This is a genomic window from Pantoea sp. X-Soil-ISGK-285 (assembly GCF_059730815.1).
Genome location: NZ_AP035938.1, coordinates 271,078 through 290,881, shown reverse-complemented (window position 1 = coordinate 290,881; position 19,804 = coordinate 271,078). Strand labels below are relative to the sequence as shown.

Sequence of the window (19,804 nt, the reverse complement as noted above, 5' to 3'; positions counted from 1 at the left end):
TTTGGCATGACTTATCAGGGACACACAGTGCGCCAACTTCCTCTGCTGCTCGCTTGCCTGCTGCTGCAGGCCTGTACACAAACGCAAAAAGGTCTTGAACAGACTCTGCTGCTTGCGGTTAACGGTCCGGACGACGTGACCGTTACCGATCAACAGGTCAACAATCTTCCCTATGCCAGTCTCTATGCTCGCCTGAATGAAGGTCCGCGCATTTTTGTAGTGCTCGGCTACAACGAGAAAGGTCAGCAGAAATGGGTGACACAGGATCAGGCGATGCTGGTGACACAGCATGGCCGCCTGGTTAAAACCCTGGGCTTGCCGGATAACCTGCTTAGCGTCAGCAATCTGCAACAGGATCCGCTCGCTGACAGCCTGCATATCAGCAACGGTGCAGGCTGGACCCGCATCGTGCAGTGGACCGAACAGGGCAAGGTTCGCGGCGCGACTGTGCGTTCAACCTTCCAGCGCGGCACCGACGAAGTCCTGACCGTGGCGGGCAACCGCATTCCGTGCCGCGTCTGGCATGAGCAGGTGAGCATCGACAGCAGTAACCGCGAGTGGGAAAACACCTTCTGGATCGATAACAGCAGCGGCGATGTGGTGCAGGCCCATCAGATGCTGGCGGCAGACGCCTTCCCTGTAGATATCACTATTCTGAAGCCGGCGAAATCATGAAAAAAATCACTTTTTTGCTGGCCGGGCTGAGCCTGTTCAGCGCCGCAGAAGCGCAGGCAACTGCGCAGGTTATCGTTCATGCACCGCACAACGGCGGTCAGGCTGAGCTGAGCCAGGTCGCGGATCTCTCCCAGCTGGTGACTCTGCCTCCACTGCAGGTCAACACTGACTGGCGTGCGACCTTTATTGCCGAGCGCGGCGCCAGCGCAGTGGCACAGCAGCACTATCAACAGACGCTGGGCGCGTTACGTGCCTGGCGTGCCGACAGCAGCGGCGATCGGGCGGCGGCCATTGATGAGGTGATCCGCCAGCTGAGCGCCATCAAAGTAGCAGGTCGCCAGTTCACGTCGCTCGACCCGGACTGGATCCGTCTGCATCCGGCTGACAACCGTCGGCTGGAAGGCAGCTATGACCTCTATCTGCAGGCCCCCTCCGATTCTGTGCTGCTGCTCGGCGCGCTGAGCGGCGCTGGCAAAGTGAGCTGGCAGCCGGGTAAATCAGTACGCGACTATCTGGATGGTCATGACGCACTCTCCGGGGCAGAACGCAATTTTGTCACCGTGATTGCACCTTCAGGCGCCACACAGCAGGTGCCGGTTGCCTACTGGAATCATCGCCACGCGGAAGTGGAGCCAGGCAGCATTATCTGGCTCGGCTTTTCGTCATGGAGCCTGCCAGGCAGCTATGAAGACCTTAATGAACGCATCCTTTCCGTACTGACTCACCGGATACCAGACTGATGAAAAAACGTTATCTCTTCAGCCTGTTGGCTGTTTCCGTGGCGGCAGCCTGTCAGGCGCAGGCTGACACCTGGCCCGAGCCGGTGGGCCCTTCACAATCCGATTTCGGCGGCGTGGGTCTGATGCAGGTGCCGACGGCGCGCATGGCCAAAGAGGGCGAGTTCAGCCTCAACGCGCGCGACAACGATCAGTACCGATACTACTCCGCGTCACTGCAGCTCTTTCCCTGGCTGGAGACCACGGTGCGGTATACCGACGTGCGCACCCGTCAGTACAGTGCGGTCTCAGAATTCAGCGGCACGCAGAGCTATAAAGATAAAGCCTTCGACCTGAAACTCCGTCTGTGGCAGGAGGGCTTCTGGCTGCCGGAAGTGGCGGTGGGAACCCGCGATCTGGGCGGTACCGGTCTGTTCGACAGCGAATATCTGGTGGCGACCAAAGCATGGGGACCGTTCGACTTTACCCTGGGGCTTGGCTGGGGCTATCTCGGCAACAGCGGCACCGTGAAGAACCCCTTCTGCTCATACAGCGACAGCTATTGCCAGCGTCCGCAGGTGGGCGAAGCGGGTTCAATCAACGGCTCGCAGATGTTCCACGGCCCGACGGCGCTGTTTGGCGGCGTGGAGTATCAGACGCCCTGGCAGCCGCTGCGCCTTAAAATGGAGTATGAGGGCAACGACTACCAGAATGACTTTGCTGGTCGCCTTGAGCAGCGCAGCAAGCTCAACGTCGGCGCGATTTATCGCGTGACCGACTGGGCTGACATCAACGCCAGCTACGAACGCGGTAACACCTTTATGTTTGGTGTCACCATTCGCACCAACTTCAACGATCTGCGTCAGGCGCACATCGACAGTGAGAAGCCTTCCTACAATCCGCAGCCGCAACCTAAGTTGCTGGAGCCGACGGTGGTGGGCACTCAGTTGACCGATCTGAAATACAATGCCGGTCTCGATGGTCCGCGTATTCAGACTCAGGGTCACACGATCTATGTGTCAGGCGAGCAGACGAAGTATCGCGATACCCGTGAAGGGGTGGATCGTGCGAACCGCATCATCATGAACCACCTGCCTGACGGCATCGACACCATCAATGTCACCGAGTCGCGCTTTAACATGCCACAGGTGACGACTGAGACACAGGTCGCCAGCCTGCGTAACAATCTGGAAGGCTATCCGCTGGGCCATGAGCAGCCACTGCAACAGACCCGCAAAGAACCGGTCGATCCGGGTAGCACCGAGCAGGGTATGTTTATTCGTCAGGATCGCCTGAACTACAGCCTCTCACCCGTGCTGAATCAGTCGGTGGGCGGCCCGGAAAGCTTCTATATGTATCAGGTCGGCGTAATGGCTAACGCTGATTACTGGCTGACGGATCACCTGCTGGTGGGCGGTAGTCTGTTTGGTAACCTCGCCAACAACTACGACAAGTTCAACTACAACGGCGCACCGGCGGACTCTTCGCTGCCGCGTGTGCGTACCCATATCCGCGACTACGTTGAGAACAACGTCTACGTCAACGATCTGCAGGCGAACTATATGGGCCACCTCGGTAACGGCTTCTATGGTCAGGTTTACGGCGGGTACCTGGAGACGATGTATGGCGGCGTGGGCGGCGAGCTGCTCTATCGCCCGGTCGATGCGAACTGGGCGGTGGGCGTCGATGCCAACTATGTCCGTCAGCGTGACTGGGACAACATGATGCAGTTTAATCGCTATAAAGCCTCAACCGGCAACCTGACGGGTTACTGGCGTCCATGGTTCATGCAGGATGTATTGGTGAAAACCAGCGTCGGTCAGTATCTGGCGAAAGATAAAGGTGTGACGGTCGATGTGTCGAAGCGCTTCGACAGCGGCGTGATGGTGGGTGTCTATGCCACCAAAACCAACGTCTCGTCTGAAGAGTATGGCGAAGGCGACTTCACCAAAGGCTTCTATATCTCCATCCCAATGGATCTGTTCACCGTGACGCCAACGCGCGGTCGCGCGCAGGTGAACTGGGTGCCGCTGACGCGTGATGGCGGTCAGATGCTGGGTCGCAAGTACCAGCTTTATGATCTGACGTCCGATCGCGACGCGCGCTTTAACTAAGCAGATGGCGGCCTCAGGGCCGTTTCATGCGGTTAACAGAAAGCAGGCTCAGGGAGCATACGCCTGAAGCAAAGCATAGCAATGAGATCGCGCCTGCTCAGGGAACCCGGTCAGATCGGAAAGGCGCTAATGCCATCCCTGGCCGCTCGGCCCGCGCCGTCCCTGGCGCGGGACGCTTTCCTCCTCTGACCGGGTTCCCTGCGCGTTGAGTTTCTTCATTGCTGCCAGATTTAACCGGAGCTGGATTTGTCAGCAGTCTGAAGCGGCCCTCAGGCCGCTTTTTTATTTAGTCCGCGTCGTAGCCGAGATTCGGCGCCAGCCAGCGCTCAACTTCCGTTAACGACATCCCTTTGCGTACCGCATAATCTTCCACCTGGTCACGCTGGATCTGCGCTACGGCGAAATAGCGGCTGTCAGGATGGCTGAAGTACCAGCCAGAGACTGACGCGCCCGGCCACATGGCAAAGGATTCGGTGAGCTTCATGCCGGTCTGTTCTTCCACCGCCAGCAGACGCCAGATGGCGGCTTTCTCAGTGTGCTCCGGGCAGGCCGGATAGCCTGGCGCCGGACGTATCCCCTGATAATTTTCCCGAATCAGCTCTTCATTGCTGAGATTTTCGTTAGGCGCGAAGCCCCAGATCACCTTACGTACCCGCTCGTGCAGATATTCGGCAAAGGCTTCCGCCAGACGGTCAGCCAGCGCTTTCACCATGATCTTGTTGTAGTCGTCATGCTGACGATCGTACGCCTCCGCCAGCGCATCCTCTTCCAGCCCGCCGGTCACCGCGAAGGCACCGAGATAGTCCGCTTTGCCGCTCGATTTCGGGGCCACAAAATCCGCCAGACAGTAGTTGGCGAAGTCGGTTTTTTCGGTCTGCTGGCGTAAGTGATGACTCACACACAAAATCTCATCACGCCGCTCATCACTGTAGAGATGAATATCATCGCCGACCCGGTTAGCCGGAAAAATACCGACCACGCCACGTGGCTTCAGCAGCGACTGCTGGCTTAATTTGTCGAGCATCGCATTGGCATCGGCAAACAGACGCTGCGCCTCTTCACCCACCACCTCATCTTCCATGATGCGGGGATATTTGCCCGCCAGCGACCAGGTCATAAAGAATGGCGTCCAGTCGATGTAGTTGCGCAGCGTTTCAATGCTGGCCTCCACCTGACTGACCCCGGGACGATGCGGCACGGGTGGCGTGTAACTCTCCCAGTCAATTGAGGTGGCGTTATCGCGCGCCGCCTGCAGCGAGACCGGCGGCGTGCGCGGCTTTTTGCGTGCATGCTGAATGCGCACGGTCTCGTACTCTTTGCGGGTTCGGGCGACGAAATCCTCTTTTAACGTGGAGGAAAGCAGCGACGACACCACGCCAACGGTGCGTGAGGCGTTCTGCACGTAGACCGTCGGGCCACTGTAATGCTGCTCAATTTTGACAGCGGTATGCGCCTTCGAGGTGGTCGCGCCGCCAATCAGCAGCGGTAAGGTAAAGCCCTGACGCTCCATCTCTTTCGCCATGTTGACCATCTCATCCAGCGACGGCGTAATCAGGCCTGATAAGCCGATGATGTCCGCATTCACTTCGCGCGCCGTTTTAAGAATTTTTTCGCCCGGCACCATCACGCCAAGGTCAATGATTTCGTAGTTATTACACTGCAGCACCACGCCGACAATATTTTTGCCGATGTCGTGCACGTCGCCTTTGACCGTGGCCAGCACGATTTTACCGTTGCTGCGCCCCGCCTCTTTGCTGGCTTCGATAAAGGGTTCCAGATACGCCACCGCCTGCTTCATCACGCGCGCCGATTTCACCACCTGCGGCAGGAACATTTTGCCCTCACCGAACAGGTCACCGACCACGTTCATGCCAGACATCAGCGGGCCTTCAATCACCTCTATCGGCCGTGGTACCTGCTGGCGCGCCTCTTCGGTATCCTGCTCGATAAACTCGGTGATCCCCTTGACCAGCGAATACTCCAGCCGTTTCACCACGTCCCAGCTGCGCCATTCCGCGAGCTGTTTTTCCTGCGAGCCATCGCTTTTGCCGCCACGGTATTTCTCCGCCAGCGCCAGCAGCCGCTCGGTGCCATCATCCCGCCGGTTAAGAATCACATCCTCTACCGCCTCGCGCAGTTCTGCCGGCAAATCATCATAAATCGCCAGCTGGCCTGCGTTGACGATGCCCATATCCATGCCTTTACGGATGGCGTAATAGAGAAAGACGGCATGTATCGCTTCACGCACCGGATCGTTGCCACGGAATGAAAACGATACGTTGGAGACGCCGCCGGAGATCATCGCATGGGGCAGCTCGCGCTTGATATCTTCGCAGGCACCAATGAAATCCATGGCGTAGTTGTTGTGTTCGTCGATGCCGGTGGCGACCGCAAAGATGTTGGGGTCGAAGATAATATCTTCCGGCGGGAAGCCGACCTGTTCGGTGAGGATCCGGTAAGCACGGCGGCAGATCTCAATTTTTCGGGCTCGGGTATCCGCCTGACCCACTTCGTCAAACGCCATGACCACCATCGCCGCGCCGTAACGCCGGACCTGACGCGCATGATGAATAAAGGCCGCTTCACCCTCTTTCATCGAAATTGAGTTCACGATCCCTTTGCCCTGAATGCACTGCAACCCTTTCTCAATCACCTCCCATTTTGAGGAGTCGATCATGATCGGCACGCGGGCGATATCCGGTTCGCCAGCAATCAGATTCAGAAAGCGTACCATCGCCGCCTCGGCGTCGAGCATGCCTTCATCCATGTTGATATCGATGATCTGCGCGCCGCTCTGCACCTGCTGCAGCGCCACTTCCAGCGCTTCGTTATACTTCTCTTCTTTGATCAGCCGTTTAAATTTTGCCGAGCCGGTGACGTTGGTGCGCTCACCGACGTTAACAAACAGTGACTCTGCGGTGATGTTAAGCGGCTCCAGACCGGAGAGACGGCAGGCCACCGGGATCGTCGGCAACTGACGCGGTGCAACGCCTTCAACCGCCGCCACCATGGCAGCGATATGTTGCGGTGTGGTGCCACAGCAGCCGCCGATAATGTTCAGGAATCCGGCGGTGGCCCATTCACCAATCTGCTGCGCCATCAGTTCCGCATCCAGATCGTATTCGCCAAAAGCATTGGGCAGACCGGCGTTGGGATGGGCGGTCACGTAGCCTTCAGCGATGCGCGACAGTTCCGCCACATACTGACGAAGTTCGTCGGGTCCCAGCGCGCAGTTCAGGCCAAAAGAGAGCGGTTCGGCGTGACGCAGCGAGTTGTAAAAAGCTTCGGTGGTCTGGCCGGAGAGCGTTCGGCCGGAGGCGTCGGTGATAGTGCCGGAGATCATCAGCGGCAGCGCAACGCCCAGCGCTTCCATCTCGGTCTGCACCGCATAGACGGCTGCTTTGGCATTCAGCGTATCGAACACCGTTTCAATCATGATGATGTCGGACCCGCCCTCCACCAGCGCGCGGGTCGATTCGCGGTACGCCTCCACCAGCTGATTAAAAGTAACGTTACGGTAGGCAGGATCGTTGACGTCGGGTGAGATCGAGCAGGTGCGGTTGGTCGGGCCGAGCACACCCGCGACATAACGCGGACGATCCGGCGTTTTCGCCGTCCACGCATCGGCGCAGGCTCGCGCCAGGCGGGCCGCTTCAAAATTGATCTCCGCCGATAAACGTTCCATCTGGTAATCCGACATCGCAATCGACGTGGCGTTAAAGGTGTTGGTTTCGAGGATATCCGCACCCGCCGCCAGATAGGCGTCGTGGATCTCGCGGATCACTGCCGGTTTACTCAGCACCAGCAGATCGTTATTGCCTTTGAGATCGCAAGGCCAGTCAGCAAAACGGCTGCCGCGATAATCCTCTTCTTCCAGCTTATAGCTCTGGATCATGGTGCCCATACCCCCATCCAGCACCATAATGCGTTGTGCGAGCTGCTGTTTTAACGCGTCGATTTTATTGCTCACTGTTGCCCCATTCACGTCAGTCTGCTGGCGGAAAAGCCCGTTTTTCATTCTGGCACAAGCTGGTCAGGCGACAAAGTAACCTCGACTGAGAGATTTTCAGGTCACGGCTGTACAGGTCTGACCAGAAAACCAGCGTTTGCAATGCGCGTGATTAAAACGAAAATGATTTCCACAATGCAAAAGGAGAAACAATGATGGCAACGCCGGTTCCTGTTAAGCGCGGCAAGAAACCCCGTGGCACCCCTGTCGCCGCACCCGCGGGCGGTCAGGTGCAATCGCTGACCCGCGGCCTGACGCTGCTGGAGCTGATTGCTGACTCACATGGCAGCGTAGCGCTGACCGAGCTGGCTCAGCAGGCGGGTTTGCCTAACTCCACCACGCATCGCCTGCTCAGCACCATGCAGCAGCAGGGTTTTGTCCGGCAGGTGGGCGATCTCGGGCTGTGGACGATCGGCGCACACGCCTTCGTGGTCGGCAGCAGTTTCCTGCAGAGCCGTAACCTGCTGGCGCTGGTACACCCGGTGCTGCGTAGCCTGATGGAGCAGTCCGGTGAAACGGTGAATCTGGCGGTGCTGGATCTTAGCGATCACCAGGCGGTGATCATTGATCAGGTGCAGTGTACCCAGCTGATGCGAATGTCTGCGCCGATTGGCGGCAAGCTGCCGATGCATGCGTCTGGCGCAGGCAAAGCATTTCTGGCCCACCAGGGCGATGAGCAGGTCACCGCCCTGCTGCATCAGAAAGGATTGCATTACTACACGCCGAAAACCCTGATGTCACCGCAGAGTCTGAAAGAGAATCTGGCGCTGGTGCGCAAAGCGGGCTTCTCATTTGATGATGAAGAGCATGCGCTTGGACTACGCTGTGTCGCCGCGCCAATCTATGACGAACATGGCGAGGCGTTTGCCGCGCTCTCCATCTCCGGCCCCATCGCCCGCATGACTGACGATCGGATTACTGAATTAGGTGCACTGGTCATCCGCGAAGCGCGCCAGGTTACGCTGGCGTACAGCGGTCGTTAACTTTATCTGCGCCGTAGCAGACGCTGAAACGCTGCGTCTGCCGCCAGGCGATCACCTCTTCCACATGACCCTGGGCGATGCGCTGCTGCTGCGCGCGCCACCAGCGGGCGTCGAATATCTCCGGATGCAGTTGCAACAGCAATGCGCCGGTAGCGGCTTCACTGCATAACGCATAGCGGAAGGTTTCCGGGAAGACATCGTCCGGCCCGACGCTGTACCAGGGCTCGGCGCTGAGTTCATCCTCCTCATAGCGCGCCGCGGGCACATCCCGGAAGTGCAGCTCCTGCATCGGGCGAATCTCATCGTAATCGTAAAAAATCACCCGGCCATGGCGCGTGATGCCGAAGTTTTTAAACAGCATGTCTCCGGGAAAGATATTGGCCGCCGCCAGCTGTCGGATGGCATTGCCATACTCTTCAATCGCGTGACGTCGCTCTGCGGCATTCGCCTGGGCCAGGTAGAGATTAAGCGGCTGCATACGGCGCTCCAGCCACAGGTGACGAATAATCAGGCGATCGCCTTCGATATGCAGCTTCTCAGCCACGCAGGCGTGGAGTTCTGCCAGCAGCGCCGGTGAGATGCGCGACAGCGGCAGCGCAAACTGCTCGAACTCCTGCGTATCCGCCATACGTCCCACGCGATCGTGCTCTTTGACCTGCTGATAACAGGCGCGGACCTGCGCTTCCGTCACCTCTTTTTGCGGCGCGAAGCGATCCCTGATGACCTTGAACACCCAGTCAAAGCCCGGCAGCGTGAAGACCAGCATCACCATGCCGCGCACGCCGGGTGCGATCTCAAAGGCCGTCTCATTCTCTGCCAGCGCCTGAAGATACTCGCGATAGCTCTCGGTTTTACCGTGCTTCTGGCAGCCAATCGCCATATAGCGCTCCGCCAGGGTTTTGCCAGGCAGAATCGGTTGCAGCCAGGCGACCAGCGCCGCAGGCACCGGCGCATAAACCATGAAATAGGCGCGGGCAAAACCAAAGACAATGCTGGCGTCATTCACATCGGTCAGACAGGTGTCGATCCACAGTTCGCCCGTTTCACTGCGCTGGATCGGCAGCAGACAGGGCAAGATGCCTTCCGGCAGATGCAGCCGCGCCACCAGCCAGGCGGTTTTGTTACGATAGAAGAGTTCACTGTTAACCTCGAGCCAGCCCTGGTTCAGCCGGGGAAAATGCGACTGCAGGTGGCGGACAATCCAGCCGACGTCGCGAGCGCGCTGCTGCCACGGCAACGTCAGCGGTAAATCGCTCAACACCTGATCCACCAGTGCCAGCCAGCCCCGCTCCGGCTGATAACGGCGCGATAACGGGCGCAAAGGTGTGACCGGTGCGGTCAGGGATTGAGAGCTGAAGATAAACAGCCGGTCAGGCTGCAGATCGGCATGTCCATGTAACCGGCAGTAGACAGAATTAAAGAAGCTTTCGGCAATTTCATGCCGTGGATAGCCGGGCAGCAGGCTTTGATAGTGGTCCTTAACCCGCAGCCAGAACATCTCATCCCAGCTGGCCGCACCGTTCAGCACCCGCAGTTGATCGGCAACCAGGCTGACGTGATGGTCATAGAGATGAATACGGGCCTTCATGGCATGTTGCACCGCCTGCCATTCCGCCTGCTCAAACCGCTGCTGTGCGCCAGCAGTGATGTCGAGAAAGCGACCATACTGTGCATCAAAACCCTGCAGGATAGTGTGGGCGATCAATGATTCGCGTGGCGGCATAATCAGCTCCGGTAAACGCCCGCCCGCGGTTTGCGGACGGGGAATCAGTCAGAGGAAAAGGGTCAGAACTGATGCTCTTCGGTCGAACCGGTGAGCGCGGTGACCGAGGACTTACCGCCCTGAATGATATTGGTTACCTGATCAAAATAGCCGGTGCCCACCTCTTGCTGATGCGAAGAGAAGCTGTAACCGCGATCGCGGGCAGCGAACTCAGGCTGCTGAACCTTTTCAACATAGTGACGCATCCCTTCGCCCTGGGCGTAGGCGTGGGCCAGATCAAACATGTTGAACCACATGCTGTGGATGCCCGCCAGCGTGATGAACTGGAAGCGATAGCCCATGTCGCTGAGCGCCTGCTGAAACTTCGCGATGGTGCGATCGTCGAGGTTCTTCTTCCAGTTGAACGACGGTGAACAGTTGTAGGCCAGCAGCTTGCCGGGGAAACGCGCATGAATGGCGTCGGCAAAGCGCTGCGCCATCGCCAGATCCGGCGTTGAGGTTTCACACCACAGGATGTCAGCATAAGGTGCATAGGCCAGCCCGCGACTGATCGCCTGTTCAATGCCGGCGTGGGTGCGGAAGAAGCCTTCTGCCGTCCGGTCGCCCTGGATAAAGGGACGATCGTATTCATCGCAGTCTGAGGTAATCAGGTCAGCGGCGTCGGCATCAGTTCGTGCCAGCAGCACGGTTGGCACGCCCATTACATCGGCAGCCAGCCGTGCCGCCACCAGTTTCTGAATGGCTTCCTGAGTCGGTACCAGAACTTTGCCGCCCATGTGACCGCATTTTTTTACCGCCGCCAGCTGATCTTCGAAGTGGACCGCCGCCGCGCCCGCCTGAATCATCGCCTTCATCAGCTCATACGCATTCAGCACGCCGCCAAAACCAGCTTCAGCATCGGCCACAATTGGCAGGAAGAAATCGGTGTGCCGGCTGTCCCCCGCTTCAATGCCGCTGGACCACTGAATCTGATCGGCGCGCTGAAAGGTCTGATTAATGCGCGTCACCACTTCCGGCACCGAGTTCACCGGGTAGAGGGACTGATCGGGATACATCTGCCCCGCCACGTTGGCATCCGCCGCTACCTGCCAGCCAGAAAGGTAGATCGCTTCGATGCCCGCTTTGGCCTGCTGCAGTGCCTGCCCGCCGCTCAGCGCACCCAGACTATTGATATACCCTTTCTTCGCCTCGCCATTCAGCAACGCCCATAATTTTTCCGCACCGCGCTCTGCCAGCGTACAGGCGGGCAGGACCGAGCCGCGCAGATTGACGACCTCTGCTGCGCTGTAAGGGCGGGTAATGCCCTGCCAGCGTGCGGTCTGCCAGAGTTGTTCCAGTTGATCGATCTGTTGAGTACGTGTCATGGCAATAACTCCTCTGTTCAGGGGATCAGGCGATAGCCTGGCAGGGTAAGAAAGGAAACCAGCTCGCGCTCGGTGGTGATCTGAGCCATCAGCTGCGCCGCGTCGTCATAGCGACCGGCGCTGAAGTGGGTTTCGCCCAGCGCGTTTTGCAGCAGATGCAGCTCTTCGTTAAGCCAGCGCAGAAACAGTTCAGCTGTGACCTGCTGGCCGTTGTTCAGCATTTGCTGATGACGAATCCATTGCCAGATTGAGGTGCGTGCGATCTCAGCGGTGGCGGCATCCTCCATCAGTCCGTCAATCGGGACACAGCCGTTACCGCTGATCCACGCCTCAAGGTATTGCAGCGCAACACGGATGTTGGCGCGCATACCGGCTTCGGTGCGCTCACCCTGACAGGGCGCCAGCAGCTGCTCCGCAGTGATCGGCGCATCCTCTTCCCGCATGACCTGCAGCTGGTTTGGCCGGTCGCCCAGCGCGGCGTTGAAGACCGCCATCGCGGTCTCTGCCAGACCAGGATGAGCAATCCAGGTGCCGTCATGCCCGTTACCTGCCTCCCGCTGCTTATCTTCCGTCACGCGCTGCAGTACCCAGGCATTGCGCGTGGGATCTTTAGCGGGGATCAGCGCTGACATCCCGCCCATCGCAAAAGCCCCCCGCCGATGACAGGTTTTAATCAGCAGTCGCGAATAAGCGTCCAGGAACGGCTGAGACATGGTGACGGACTGGCGATCCGGCAGCACGCGATCCGCATGCTGTTTAAGGGTTTTGATATAGCTGAAGATGTAATCCCAGCGGCCACAGTTGAGGCCAACAATGTGATCGCGCAGATTCCACAGGATCTCATCCATTTGAAACACGGCGGGTAAGGTTTCGATCAGGACAGTGGCTTTGATCGTGCCACGCGGCAGATCGAACTGATCCTCGCTGAAACTGAAGATCTCACGCCACCAGGCGATCTCCTGCCAGCTCTCGGTTTTCGGCAGATAGAAATAAGGCCCGCTGCCTTTGGCCAGTAATGGCCGGACGTTGTGGAAGAAATAGAGCGCGAAATCAAACAGCCCGCCCGGAATTGCCTTCCCCTGCCAGCTGACATGTTTTTCTGACAGATGCAGACCACGCACCCGGCACATCAGCACCGCAGGGGTAGCGCCGAGCTGATAAATTTTGCCCTTGTCGCTGGTATAACTCAGGGTGCCCTGTACTGCTTCGCGCAGTGTCAGTTGCCCTTCAATCAACTTCGACCACTCCGGAGAGAGCGAATCCTCAAAGTCGGCCATAAAGACTTTAACGTTTGAGTTCAGGGCGTTAATCACCATTTTCCGATCGGGTGGACCGGTGATCTCGACCCGACGATCTTCTAAATCTGCCGGAATAGATTGAATACGCCATTCACTGGCTCTTATGGAAGCCGTTTCCATATCGAAGTCTGGCAGATAGCCCTGGTCATATTGCTGCTGACGCTGCTGGCGAGCCGATAACAGCTCTTCGCGTTGCGGTGCAAAGCGTGCGACCAGAGACTCTAAAAAAGAAACAGCCTCGGGCGTTAACAGCTGCTGTTCTGCATGGCTAAAGGGCTGGCTGAAAATCAGGGTATGGCTGATCACTGAGTCTGTCATGCTGGCGTTCTCCTGTATTCAAAGGATCGAAAGCAGCGGATCCACACGGTGTTTATTTTGTGAGCTACAGGATCAGAGCATAAGCATTTATTTTTTTAAATCAAAAACTATTTCCATTTTTAAATATAAATTAACCTATCCCTGTGTTTTATCTGCAATAAAACTTTAATCCATTAAAGGAATCGCTTTCAATTAACGTTTTAAAGGCGAAAAAAAACCGTGTTGCCATCGGCTAACACGGTTCAGTTGATCTTCAGACAGGACTATTCCAGCGTTGGGTTCATGTGACGCAGATCGAACGGCGTGATCTGGTAAACGTAGTAGTTGAGCCAGTTCGAGAACAACAGATTGCCGTGACTGCGCCAGGTGGCGCGGGGTGGCAATACCGGATTATCCTGCGGGAAATAGTTATAAGGGACTTCCGGATTCACCCCCGCTTCATAATCGCGATGATACTCACCAGACAACGTCAGGGCATCATATTCCGGGTGACCGGTAACAAACACCAGACGTTTGTCTTTACTCGCCATCAGATAGGCACCGGTTTGTTCCGATTCAGCAAACAGCTCAAGATCGGTGTAATCCGTTATCAAATGAGTGGGAAAATCAGCATAGCGTGAGTGCGGTGCGAGGAAATTATCATCAAAACCGCGGGTCAGTAACGCATGGGGATGCAGTATCTGATGCTCATAGACGCCAGACAGTTTGTTATGCCGGGTTTGCTTGGGAATGCCATACAGAATGTTAAGCGCGGCCTGAACCGCCCAACAGACAAACAGGGTTGAGGTGACATGCTCATTTGCCCAGTGCAGAACGCGCTGAATCTGTGGCCAGTAAGCGACATCATTAAAATCAACCAGCCCGAGTGGTGCACCTGTCACGATTAAGCCATCGTAGTTATCATGCTGGATATCTTCAAAATTGCAGTAGAAGTTGTTGAGGTGCTCAGTGGGCGTATTGCGTGACTCGCGGCTGTCGATGCGCAGCAGCTGAATATCGATCTGTAAGGGCGAGTTGGAAAGCAGACGCAGAAACTGATTCTCCGTTTCGATCTTTTTCGGCATCAGATTCAGTATGAGCACTTTAAGCGGGCGGATCTCCTGAACACTGGCGCGCGACGATGTCATCACAAAGACATTTTCGTCACGCAAAAAATTCACTGCCGGTAATTCGTCGGGAACCCTGATTGGCATAACCTGCTCACCTCTTACAACCATATAAACGTTTAGACATCTGGATGCCCAACATTAGCCTGATCGTTGTAAGATGTCGAGGTTTGATGCAGAAAATGAAAATGTTTCAGCTTAACGTGGCAAAGTGCAGACGTAAAAAAGCCCCGCACTTTCGTGCGGGGCTTCTTCACTTATTTAATGCCTGGCAGTTCCCTACTCTCGCATGGGGAGACCCCACACTACCATCGGCGCTACGGCGTTTCACTTCTGAGTTCGGCATGGGGTCAGGTGGGACCACCGCGCTAAAGCCGCCAGGCAAATTCTGTCTCCGCGCCGCCCGTAAGGCCGCGCAGATATATCCGGTACAGGCTGAAAATCGTGTCTCTCAAAAACGCCTCTGGCGTTGTAAGGTTAAGCCTCACGGGTCATTAGTACCGGTTAGCTCAACGCATCGCTGCGCTTACACACCCGGCCTATCAACGTCGTAGTCTTCAACGTCCCTTCAGGACTCTCAAGGAGTCAGGGAGAACTCATCTCGGGGCAAGTTTCGTGCTTAGATGCTTTCAGCACTTATCTTTTCCGCACTTAGCTACCGGGCAATGCCATTGGCATGACAACCCGAACACCAGTGGTGCGTTCACTCCGGTCCTCTCGTACTAGGAGCAACCCCCCTCAATTCTCCAGCGCCCACGGCAGATAGGGACCGAACTGTCTCACGACGTTCTAAACCCAGCTCGCGTACCACTTTAAACGGCGAACAGCCGTACCCTTGGGACCTACTTCAGCCCCAGGATGTGATGAGCCGACATCGAGGTGCCAAACACCGCCGTCGATATGAACTCTTGGGCGGTATCAGCCTGTTATCCCCGGAGTACCTTTTATCCGTTGAGCGATGGCCCTTCCATTCAGAACCACCGGATCACTATGACCTGCTTTCGCACCTGCTCGAGCCGTCACTCTCGCAGTCAAGCCAGCTTATGCCATTGCACTAACCTCACGATGTCCGACCGTGATTAGCTGACCTTCGTGCTCCTCCGTTACTCTTTAGGAGGAGACCGCCCCAGTCAAACTACCCACCAGACACTGTCCGCAGCCCGGATCACGGGCCTACGTTAGAACATCAAACATTAAAGGGTGGTATTTCAAGGTTGGCTCCACGCAGACTGGCGTCCGCGCTTCAAAGCCTCCCACCTATCCTACACATCAAGGCTCAATGTTCAGTGTCAAGCTGTAGTAAAGGTTCACGGGGTCTTTCCGTCTTGCCGCGGGTACACTGCATCTTCACAGCGAGTTCAATTTCACTGAGTCTCGGGTGGAGACAGCCTGGCCATCATTACGCCATTCGTGCAGGTCGGAACTTACCCGACAAGGAATTTCGCTACCTTAGGACCGTTATAGTTACGGCCGCCGTTTACCGGGGCTTCGATCAAGAGCTTCTCCTTACGGATAACCCCATCAATTAACCTTCCGGCACCGGGCAGGCGTCACACCGTATACGTCCACTTTCGTGTTTGCACAGTGCTGTGTTTTTAATAAACAGTTGCAGCCAGCTGGTATCTTCGACTGGCTTCGGCTCGGGGAGCAGGTCCCTCCACCTACGCGCCAGCGTGCCTTCTCCCGAAGTTACGGCACCATTTTGCCTAGTTCCTTCACCCGAGTTCTCTCAAGCGCCTTGGTATTCTCTACCTGACCACCTGTGTCGGTTTGGGGTACGATTCTGTGTTACCTGATGCTTAGAGGCTTTTCCTGGAAGCTGGGCATTTATCACTTCAGCACCGTAGTGCCTCGTCGTCACGCCTCAGCGTTAATAAGGGACCGGATTTACCTGGACCCTCCGCCTACACGCTTAAACCGGGACAACCGTCGCCCGGCTGATATAGCCTTCTCCGTCCCCCCTTCGCAGTAACACCGAGTACAGGAATATTAACCTGTTTCCCATCGACTACGCCTTTCGGCCTCGCCTTAGGGGTCGACTCACCCTGCTCCGATTAACGTTGAACAGGAACCCTTGGTCTTCCGGCGAGCGGGCTTTTCACCCGCTTTATCGTTACTTATGTCAGCATTCGCACTTCTGATACCTCCAGCATGCCTCACAGCACACCTTCGACGGCTTACAGAACGCTCCCCTACCCAACAACACATAGTGTCGCTGCCGCAGCTTCGGTGCATGGTTTAGCCCCGTTACATCTTCCGCGCAGGCCGACTCGACCAGTGAGCTATTACGCTTTCTTTAAATGATGGCTGCTTCTAAGCCAACATCCTGGCTGTCTGTGCCTTCCCACATCGTTTCCCACTTAACCATGACTTTGGGACCTTAGCTGGCGGTCTGGGTTGTTTCCCTCTTCACGACGGACGTTAGCACCCGCCGTGTGTCTCCCGTGATAACATTCTTCGGTATTCGCAGTTTGCATCGGGTTGGTAAGCCGGGATGGCCCCCTAGCCGAAACAGTGCTCTACCCCCGAAGATGAGTTCACGAGGCGCTACCTAAATAGCTTTCGGGGAGAACCAGCTATCTCCCGGTTTGATTGGCCTTTCACCCCCAGCCACAGGTCATCCGCTAATTTTTCAACATTAGTCGGTTCGGTCCTCCAGTTAGTGTTACCCAACCTTCAACCTGCCCATGGCTAGATCACCGGGTTTCGGGTCTATACCCTGCAACTTAACGCCCAGTTAAGACTCGGTTTCCCTGCGGCTCCCCTATACGGTTAACCTTGCTACAGAATATAAGTCGCTGACCCATTATACAAAAGGTACGCAGTCACCCCCATAAAGAAGGCTCCCACTGCTTGTACGTACACGGTTTCAGGTTCTGTTTCACTCCCCTCGCCGGGGTTCTTTTCGCCTTTCCCTCACGGTACTGGTTCACTATCGGTCAGTCAGGAGTATTTAGCCTTGGAGGATGGTCCCCCCATATTCAGACAGGATACCACGTGTCCCGCCTTACTCATCGAGCTCACAGCATGTGTGCTTTTGTGTACGGGAGTATCACCCTGTACCCTGCGACTTTCCAGACGCTTCCACTAACACACAAACTGATTCAGGCTCTGGGCTGCTCCCCGTTCGCTCGCCGCTACTGGGGGAATCTCGGTTGATTTCTTTTCCTCGGGGTACTTAGATGTTTCAGTTCCCCCGGTTCGCCTTGCAGCACTATGTATTCATGCTGCAATGATGCACAGAGTGCACCGGGTTTCCCCATTCGGACATCGACGGCTGTAGCGGTTCATATCACCTTACCGTCGCTTTACGCAGATTAGCACGTCCTTCATCGCCTCTGACTGCCTGGGCATCCACCGTGTACGCTTAGTCGCTTAACCTCACAACCCACAGGCGTTTTACAACGCTGCGTGCTGCAAGCATTTGAGAGACTCGAACGCATCGCCAAGTCATTCCTTATTACGGAGGAATGACGCGCTGCGTCGTTTCAATTTTCAGCTTGTTCCGGATTGTTAAAGAGCAATATCTTAAACATGACTCGTAAGTCATCTTTAAGATATGTGGGTAACATCTTTCACCTGTCACCAAGCTTTGGCGTCCCCTAGGGGATTCGAACCCCTGTTACCGCCGTGAAAGGGCGGTGTCCTGGGCCTCTAGACGAAGGGGACAATTAAGTCTGTCTTCGAAAGACACTTTGCTCGTTATTTTTTATCAGACAATCTGTGTGGACACTGCGCGGGAAGGTATCTTCAGGTAAGGAGGTGATCCAACCGCAGGTTCCCCTACGGTTACCTTGTTACGACTTCACCCCAGTCATGAATCACAAAGTGGTAAGCGCCCTCCCGAAGGTTAAGCTACCTACTTCTTTTGCAACCCACTCCCATGGTGTGACGGGCGGTGTGTACAAGGCCCGGGAACGTATTCACCGTGGCATTCTGATCCACGATTACTAGCGATTCCGACTTCACGGAGTCGAGTTGCAGACTCCGATCCGGACTACGACGCACTTTGTGAGGTCCGCTTGCTCTCGCGAGGTCGCTTCTCTTTGTATGCGCCATTGTAGCACGTGTGTAGCCCTACTCGTAAGGGCCATGATGACTTGACGTCATCCCCACCTTCCTCCGGTTTATCACCGGCAGTCTCCTTTGAGTTCCCGACCGAATCGCTGGCAACAAAGGATAAGGGTTGCGCTCGTTGCGGGACTTAACCCAACATTTCACAACACGAGCTGACGACAGCCATGCAGCACCTGTCTCAGCGTTCCCGAAGGCACCAAAGCATCTCTGCTAAGTTCGCTGGATGTCAAGAGTAGGTAAGGTTCTTCGCGTTGCATCGAATTAAACCACATGCTCCACCGCTTGTGCGGGCCCCCGTCAATTCATTTGAGTTTTAACCTTGCGGCCGTACTCCCCAGGCGGTCGACTTAACGCGTTAGCTCCGGAAGCCACTCCTCAAGGGAACAACCTCCAAGTCGACATCGTTTACGGCGTGGACTACCAGGGTATCTAATCCTGTTTGCTCCCCACGCTTTCGCACCTGAGCGTCAGTCTTTGTCCAGGGGGCCGCCTTCGCCACCGGTATTCCTCCAGATCTCTACGCATTTCACCGCTACACCTGGAATTCTACCCCCCTCTACAAGACTCAAGCCTGCCAGTTTCAAATGCAGTTCCCAGGTTAAGCCCGGGGATTTCACATCTGACTTAACAGACCGCCTGCGTGCGCTTTACGCCCAGTAATTCCGATTAACGCTTGCACCCTCCGTATTACCGCGGCTGCTGGCACGGAGTTAGCCGGTGCTTCTTCTGCGGGTAACGTCAATCGACGCGGTTATTAACCGCATCGCCTTCCTCCCCGCTGAAAGTACTTTACAACCCGAAGGCCTTCTTCATACACGCGGCATGGCTGCATCAGGCTTGCGCCCATTGTGCAATATTCCCCACTGCTGCCTCCCGTAGGAGTCTGGACCGTGTCTCAGTTCCAGTGTGGCTGGTCATCCTCTCAGACCAGCTAGGGATCGTCGCCTAGGTGGGCCATTACCCCGCCTACTAGCTAATCCCATCTGGGTTCATCCGATAGTGAGAGGCCCGAAGGTCCCCCTCTTTGGTCTTGCGACGTTATGCGGTATTAGCCACCGTTTCCAGTGGTTATCCCCCTCTATCGGGCAGATCCCCAGACATTACTCACCCGTCCGCCACTCGTCACCCGAGAGCAAGCTCTCTGTGCTACCGTCCGACTTGCATGTGTTAGGCCTGCCGCCAGCGTTCAATCTGAGCCATGATCAAACTCTTCAATTTAAGTTTGATTTGCTTAAACAAGTTAAGCGGTGCTCATCTGTAAAACGTCATAATGAATTTCATTATGTGTTCACTCGTGAGACTTGATATTTTTTACGTCCGGAGACGCTGATATCAATCCTGCGAGTGCCCACACAGATTGTCTGATAAATTGTTAAAGAGCAGTGCGAACAGTGCGTTAGCGTCCTGTTGCGAGGTGGCGT

At 56.2% G+C, this 19,804-nt stretch carries 9 protein-coding genes, 1 tRNA gene and 3 rRNA genes; 4 read left to right on the top strand and 9 right to left on the bottom strand.

Features of this window, described 5'->3' with window-relative positions; translation table 11 throughout:
* The first annotated feature begins 27 nt into the window (after positions 1–27).
* The 3 genes from AC6I8B_RS01270 to AC6I8B_RS01260 are packed head-to-tail and all read left to right on the top strand — an operon-like array spanning position 28 to position 3,505.
* The gene (locus AC6I8B_RS01270; RefSeq protein WP_010672200.1) at positions 28–675 is read left to right on the top strand and encodes a YjbF family lipoprotein; all 648 of its coding nucleotides are present in this window, start codon (positions 28–30) and stop codon (positions 673–675) included.
* Complete coding sequence (locus AC6I8B_RS01265) at positions 672–1,415, top strand: capsule biosynthesis GfcC family protein (RefSeq protein WP_010252675.1); 744 nt, start codon at positions 672–674, stop codon at positions 1,413–1,415. The genes AC6I8B_RS01270 and AC6I8B_RS01265 overlap by 4 nt, the downstream gene beginning before the upstream one ends.
* Positions 1,415–3,505, top strand: coding sequence for a YjbH domain-containing protein (locus AC6I8B_RS01260; protein WP_033770826.1), 2,091 nt, complete (start codon positions 1,415–1,417; stop codon positions 3,503–3,505). The genes AC6I8B_RS01265 and AC6I8B_RS01260 overlap by 1 nt, the downstream gene beginning before the upstream one ends.
* Positions 3,506–3,791: 286 nt before the next feature.
* Here AC6I8B_RS01260 and metH read toward each other — a convergent pair whose 3' ends face one another.
* The gene (metH, locus tag AC6I8B_RS01255) at positions 3,792–7,427 is read right to left on the bottom strand and encodes a methionine synthase (protein ID WP_497817730.1); all 3,636 of its coding nucleotides are present in this window, start codon (positions 7,425–7,427) and stop codon (positions 3,792–3,794) included.
* A gap of 242 nt (positions 7,428–7,669) precedes the next feature.
* Here metH and iclR point away from each other — a divergent pair, with 242 nt between their 5' ends.
* Positions 7,670–8,497, top strand: a complete 828-nt coding sequence (gene iclR / locus AC6I8B_RS01250) for a glyoxylate bypass operon transcriptional repressor IclR (protein ID WP_157353598.1) — start codon at positions 7,670–7,672, stop codon at positions 8,495–8,497.
* Here iclR and aceK read toward each other — a convergent pair.
* The 8 genes from aceK to AC6I8B_RS01210 form a co-directional block, all read right to left on the bottom strand.
* Positions 8,472–10,220, bottom strand: coding sequence for a bifunctional isocitrate dehydrogenase kinase/phosphatase (gene aceK, locus AC6I8B_RS01245; protein WP_010252686.1), 1,749 nt, complete (start codon positions 10,218–10,220; stop codon positions 8,472–8,474). The genes iclR and aceK overlap by 26 nt on opposite strands.
* Before the next feature lie 62 nt (positions 10,221–10,282).
* On the bottom strand, positions 10,283–11,584 hold the full coding sequence (aceA, locus tag AC6I8B_RS01240; RefSeq protein WP_010672196.1) for an isocitrate lyase: 1,302 nt from the start codon (positions 11,582–11,584) through the stop codon (positions 10,283–10,285).
* Between the two features lie 17 nt (positions 11,585–11,601).
* Positions 11,602–13,200 carry a malate synthase A gene (aceB, locus tag AC6I8B_RS01235; RefSeq protein WP_157353540.1) on the bottom strand — a complete coding sequence of 533 codons (1,599 nt, stop codon included), beginning with the start codon at positions 13,198–13,200 and terminating at the stop codon, positions 11,602–11,604.
* Between the two features lie 263 nt (positions 13,201–13,463).
* Complete coding sequence (gene metA, locus AC6I8B_RS01230) at positions 13,464–14,393, bottom strand: homoserine O-acetyltransferase MetA (RefSeq protein WP_010252696.1); 930 nt, start codon at positions 14,391–14,393, stop codon at positions 13,464–13,466.
* Positions 14,394–14,572: 179 nt separating this feature from the next.
* Positions 14,573–14,688: ribosomal RNA gene (gene rrf, locus AC6I8B_RS01225) — 5S ribosomal RNA — on the bottom strand.
* Between the two features lie 91 nt (positions 14,689–14,779).
* Positions 14,780–17,687: ribosomal RNA gene (locus AC6I8B_RS01220) — 23S ribosomal RNA — on the bottom strand.
* Positions 17,688–17,899: 212 nt separating this feature from the next.
* A tRNA-Glu gene (locus tag AC6I8B_RS01215) sits at positions 17,900–17,975 on the bottom strand.
* A gap of 86 nt (positions 17,976–18,061) precedes the next feature.
* A 16S ribosomal RNA gene (locus AC6I8B_RS01210) occupies positions 18,062–19,601 on the bottom strand.
* The 16S, 23S and 5S rRNA genes sit together here with 1 tRNA gene alongside, the layout of an rRNA operon.
* Between the last annotated feature and the right edge of the window lie 203 nt (positions 19,602–19,804).

Coding starts and splice junctions, on each gene's coding strand:
- metH (WP_497817730.1), bottom strand. CDS start 7,427: ATGGTGCTGGATGGGGGTATGGGCACCATGATCCAGAGCTATAAGCTG.
- aceK (WP_010252686.1), bottom strand. CDS start 10,220: ATGCCGCCACGCGAATCATTGATCGCCCACACTATCCTGCAGGGTTTT.
- metA (WP_010252696.1), bottom strand. CDS start 14,393: ATGCCAATCAGGGTTCCCGACGAATTACCGGCAGTGAATTTTTTGCGT.
- aceB (WP_157353540.1), bottom strand. CDS start 13,200: ATGACAGACTCAGTGATCAGCCATACCCTGATTTTCAGCCAGCCCTTT.
- AC6I8B_RS01265 (WP_010252675.1), top strand. CDS start 672: ATGAAAAAAATCACTTTTTTGCTGGCCGGGCTGAGCCTGTTCAGCGCC.
- AC6I8B_RS01260 (WP_033770826.1), top strand. CDS start 1,415: ATGAAAAAACGTTATCTCTTCAGCCTGTTGGCTGTTTCCGTGGCGGCA.
- iclR (WP_157353598.1), top strand. CDS start 7,670: ATGGCAACGCCGGTTCCTGTTAAGCGCGGCAAGAAACCCCGTGGCACC.
- aceA (WP_010672196.1), bottom strand. CDS start 11,584: ATGACACGTACTCAACAGATCGATCAACTGGAACAACTCTGGCAGACC.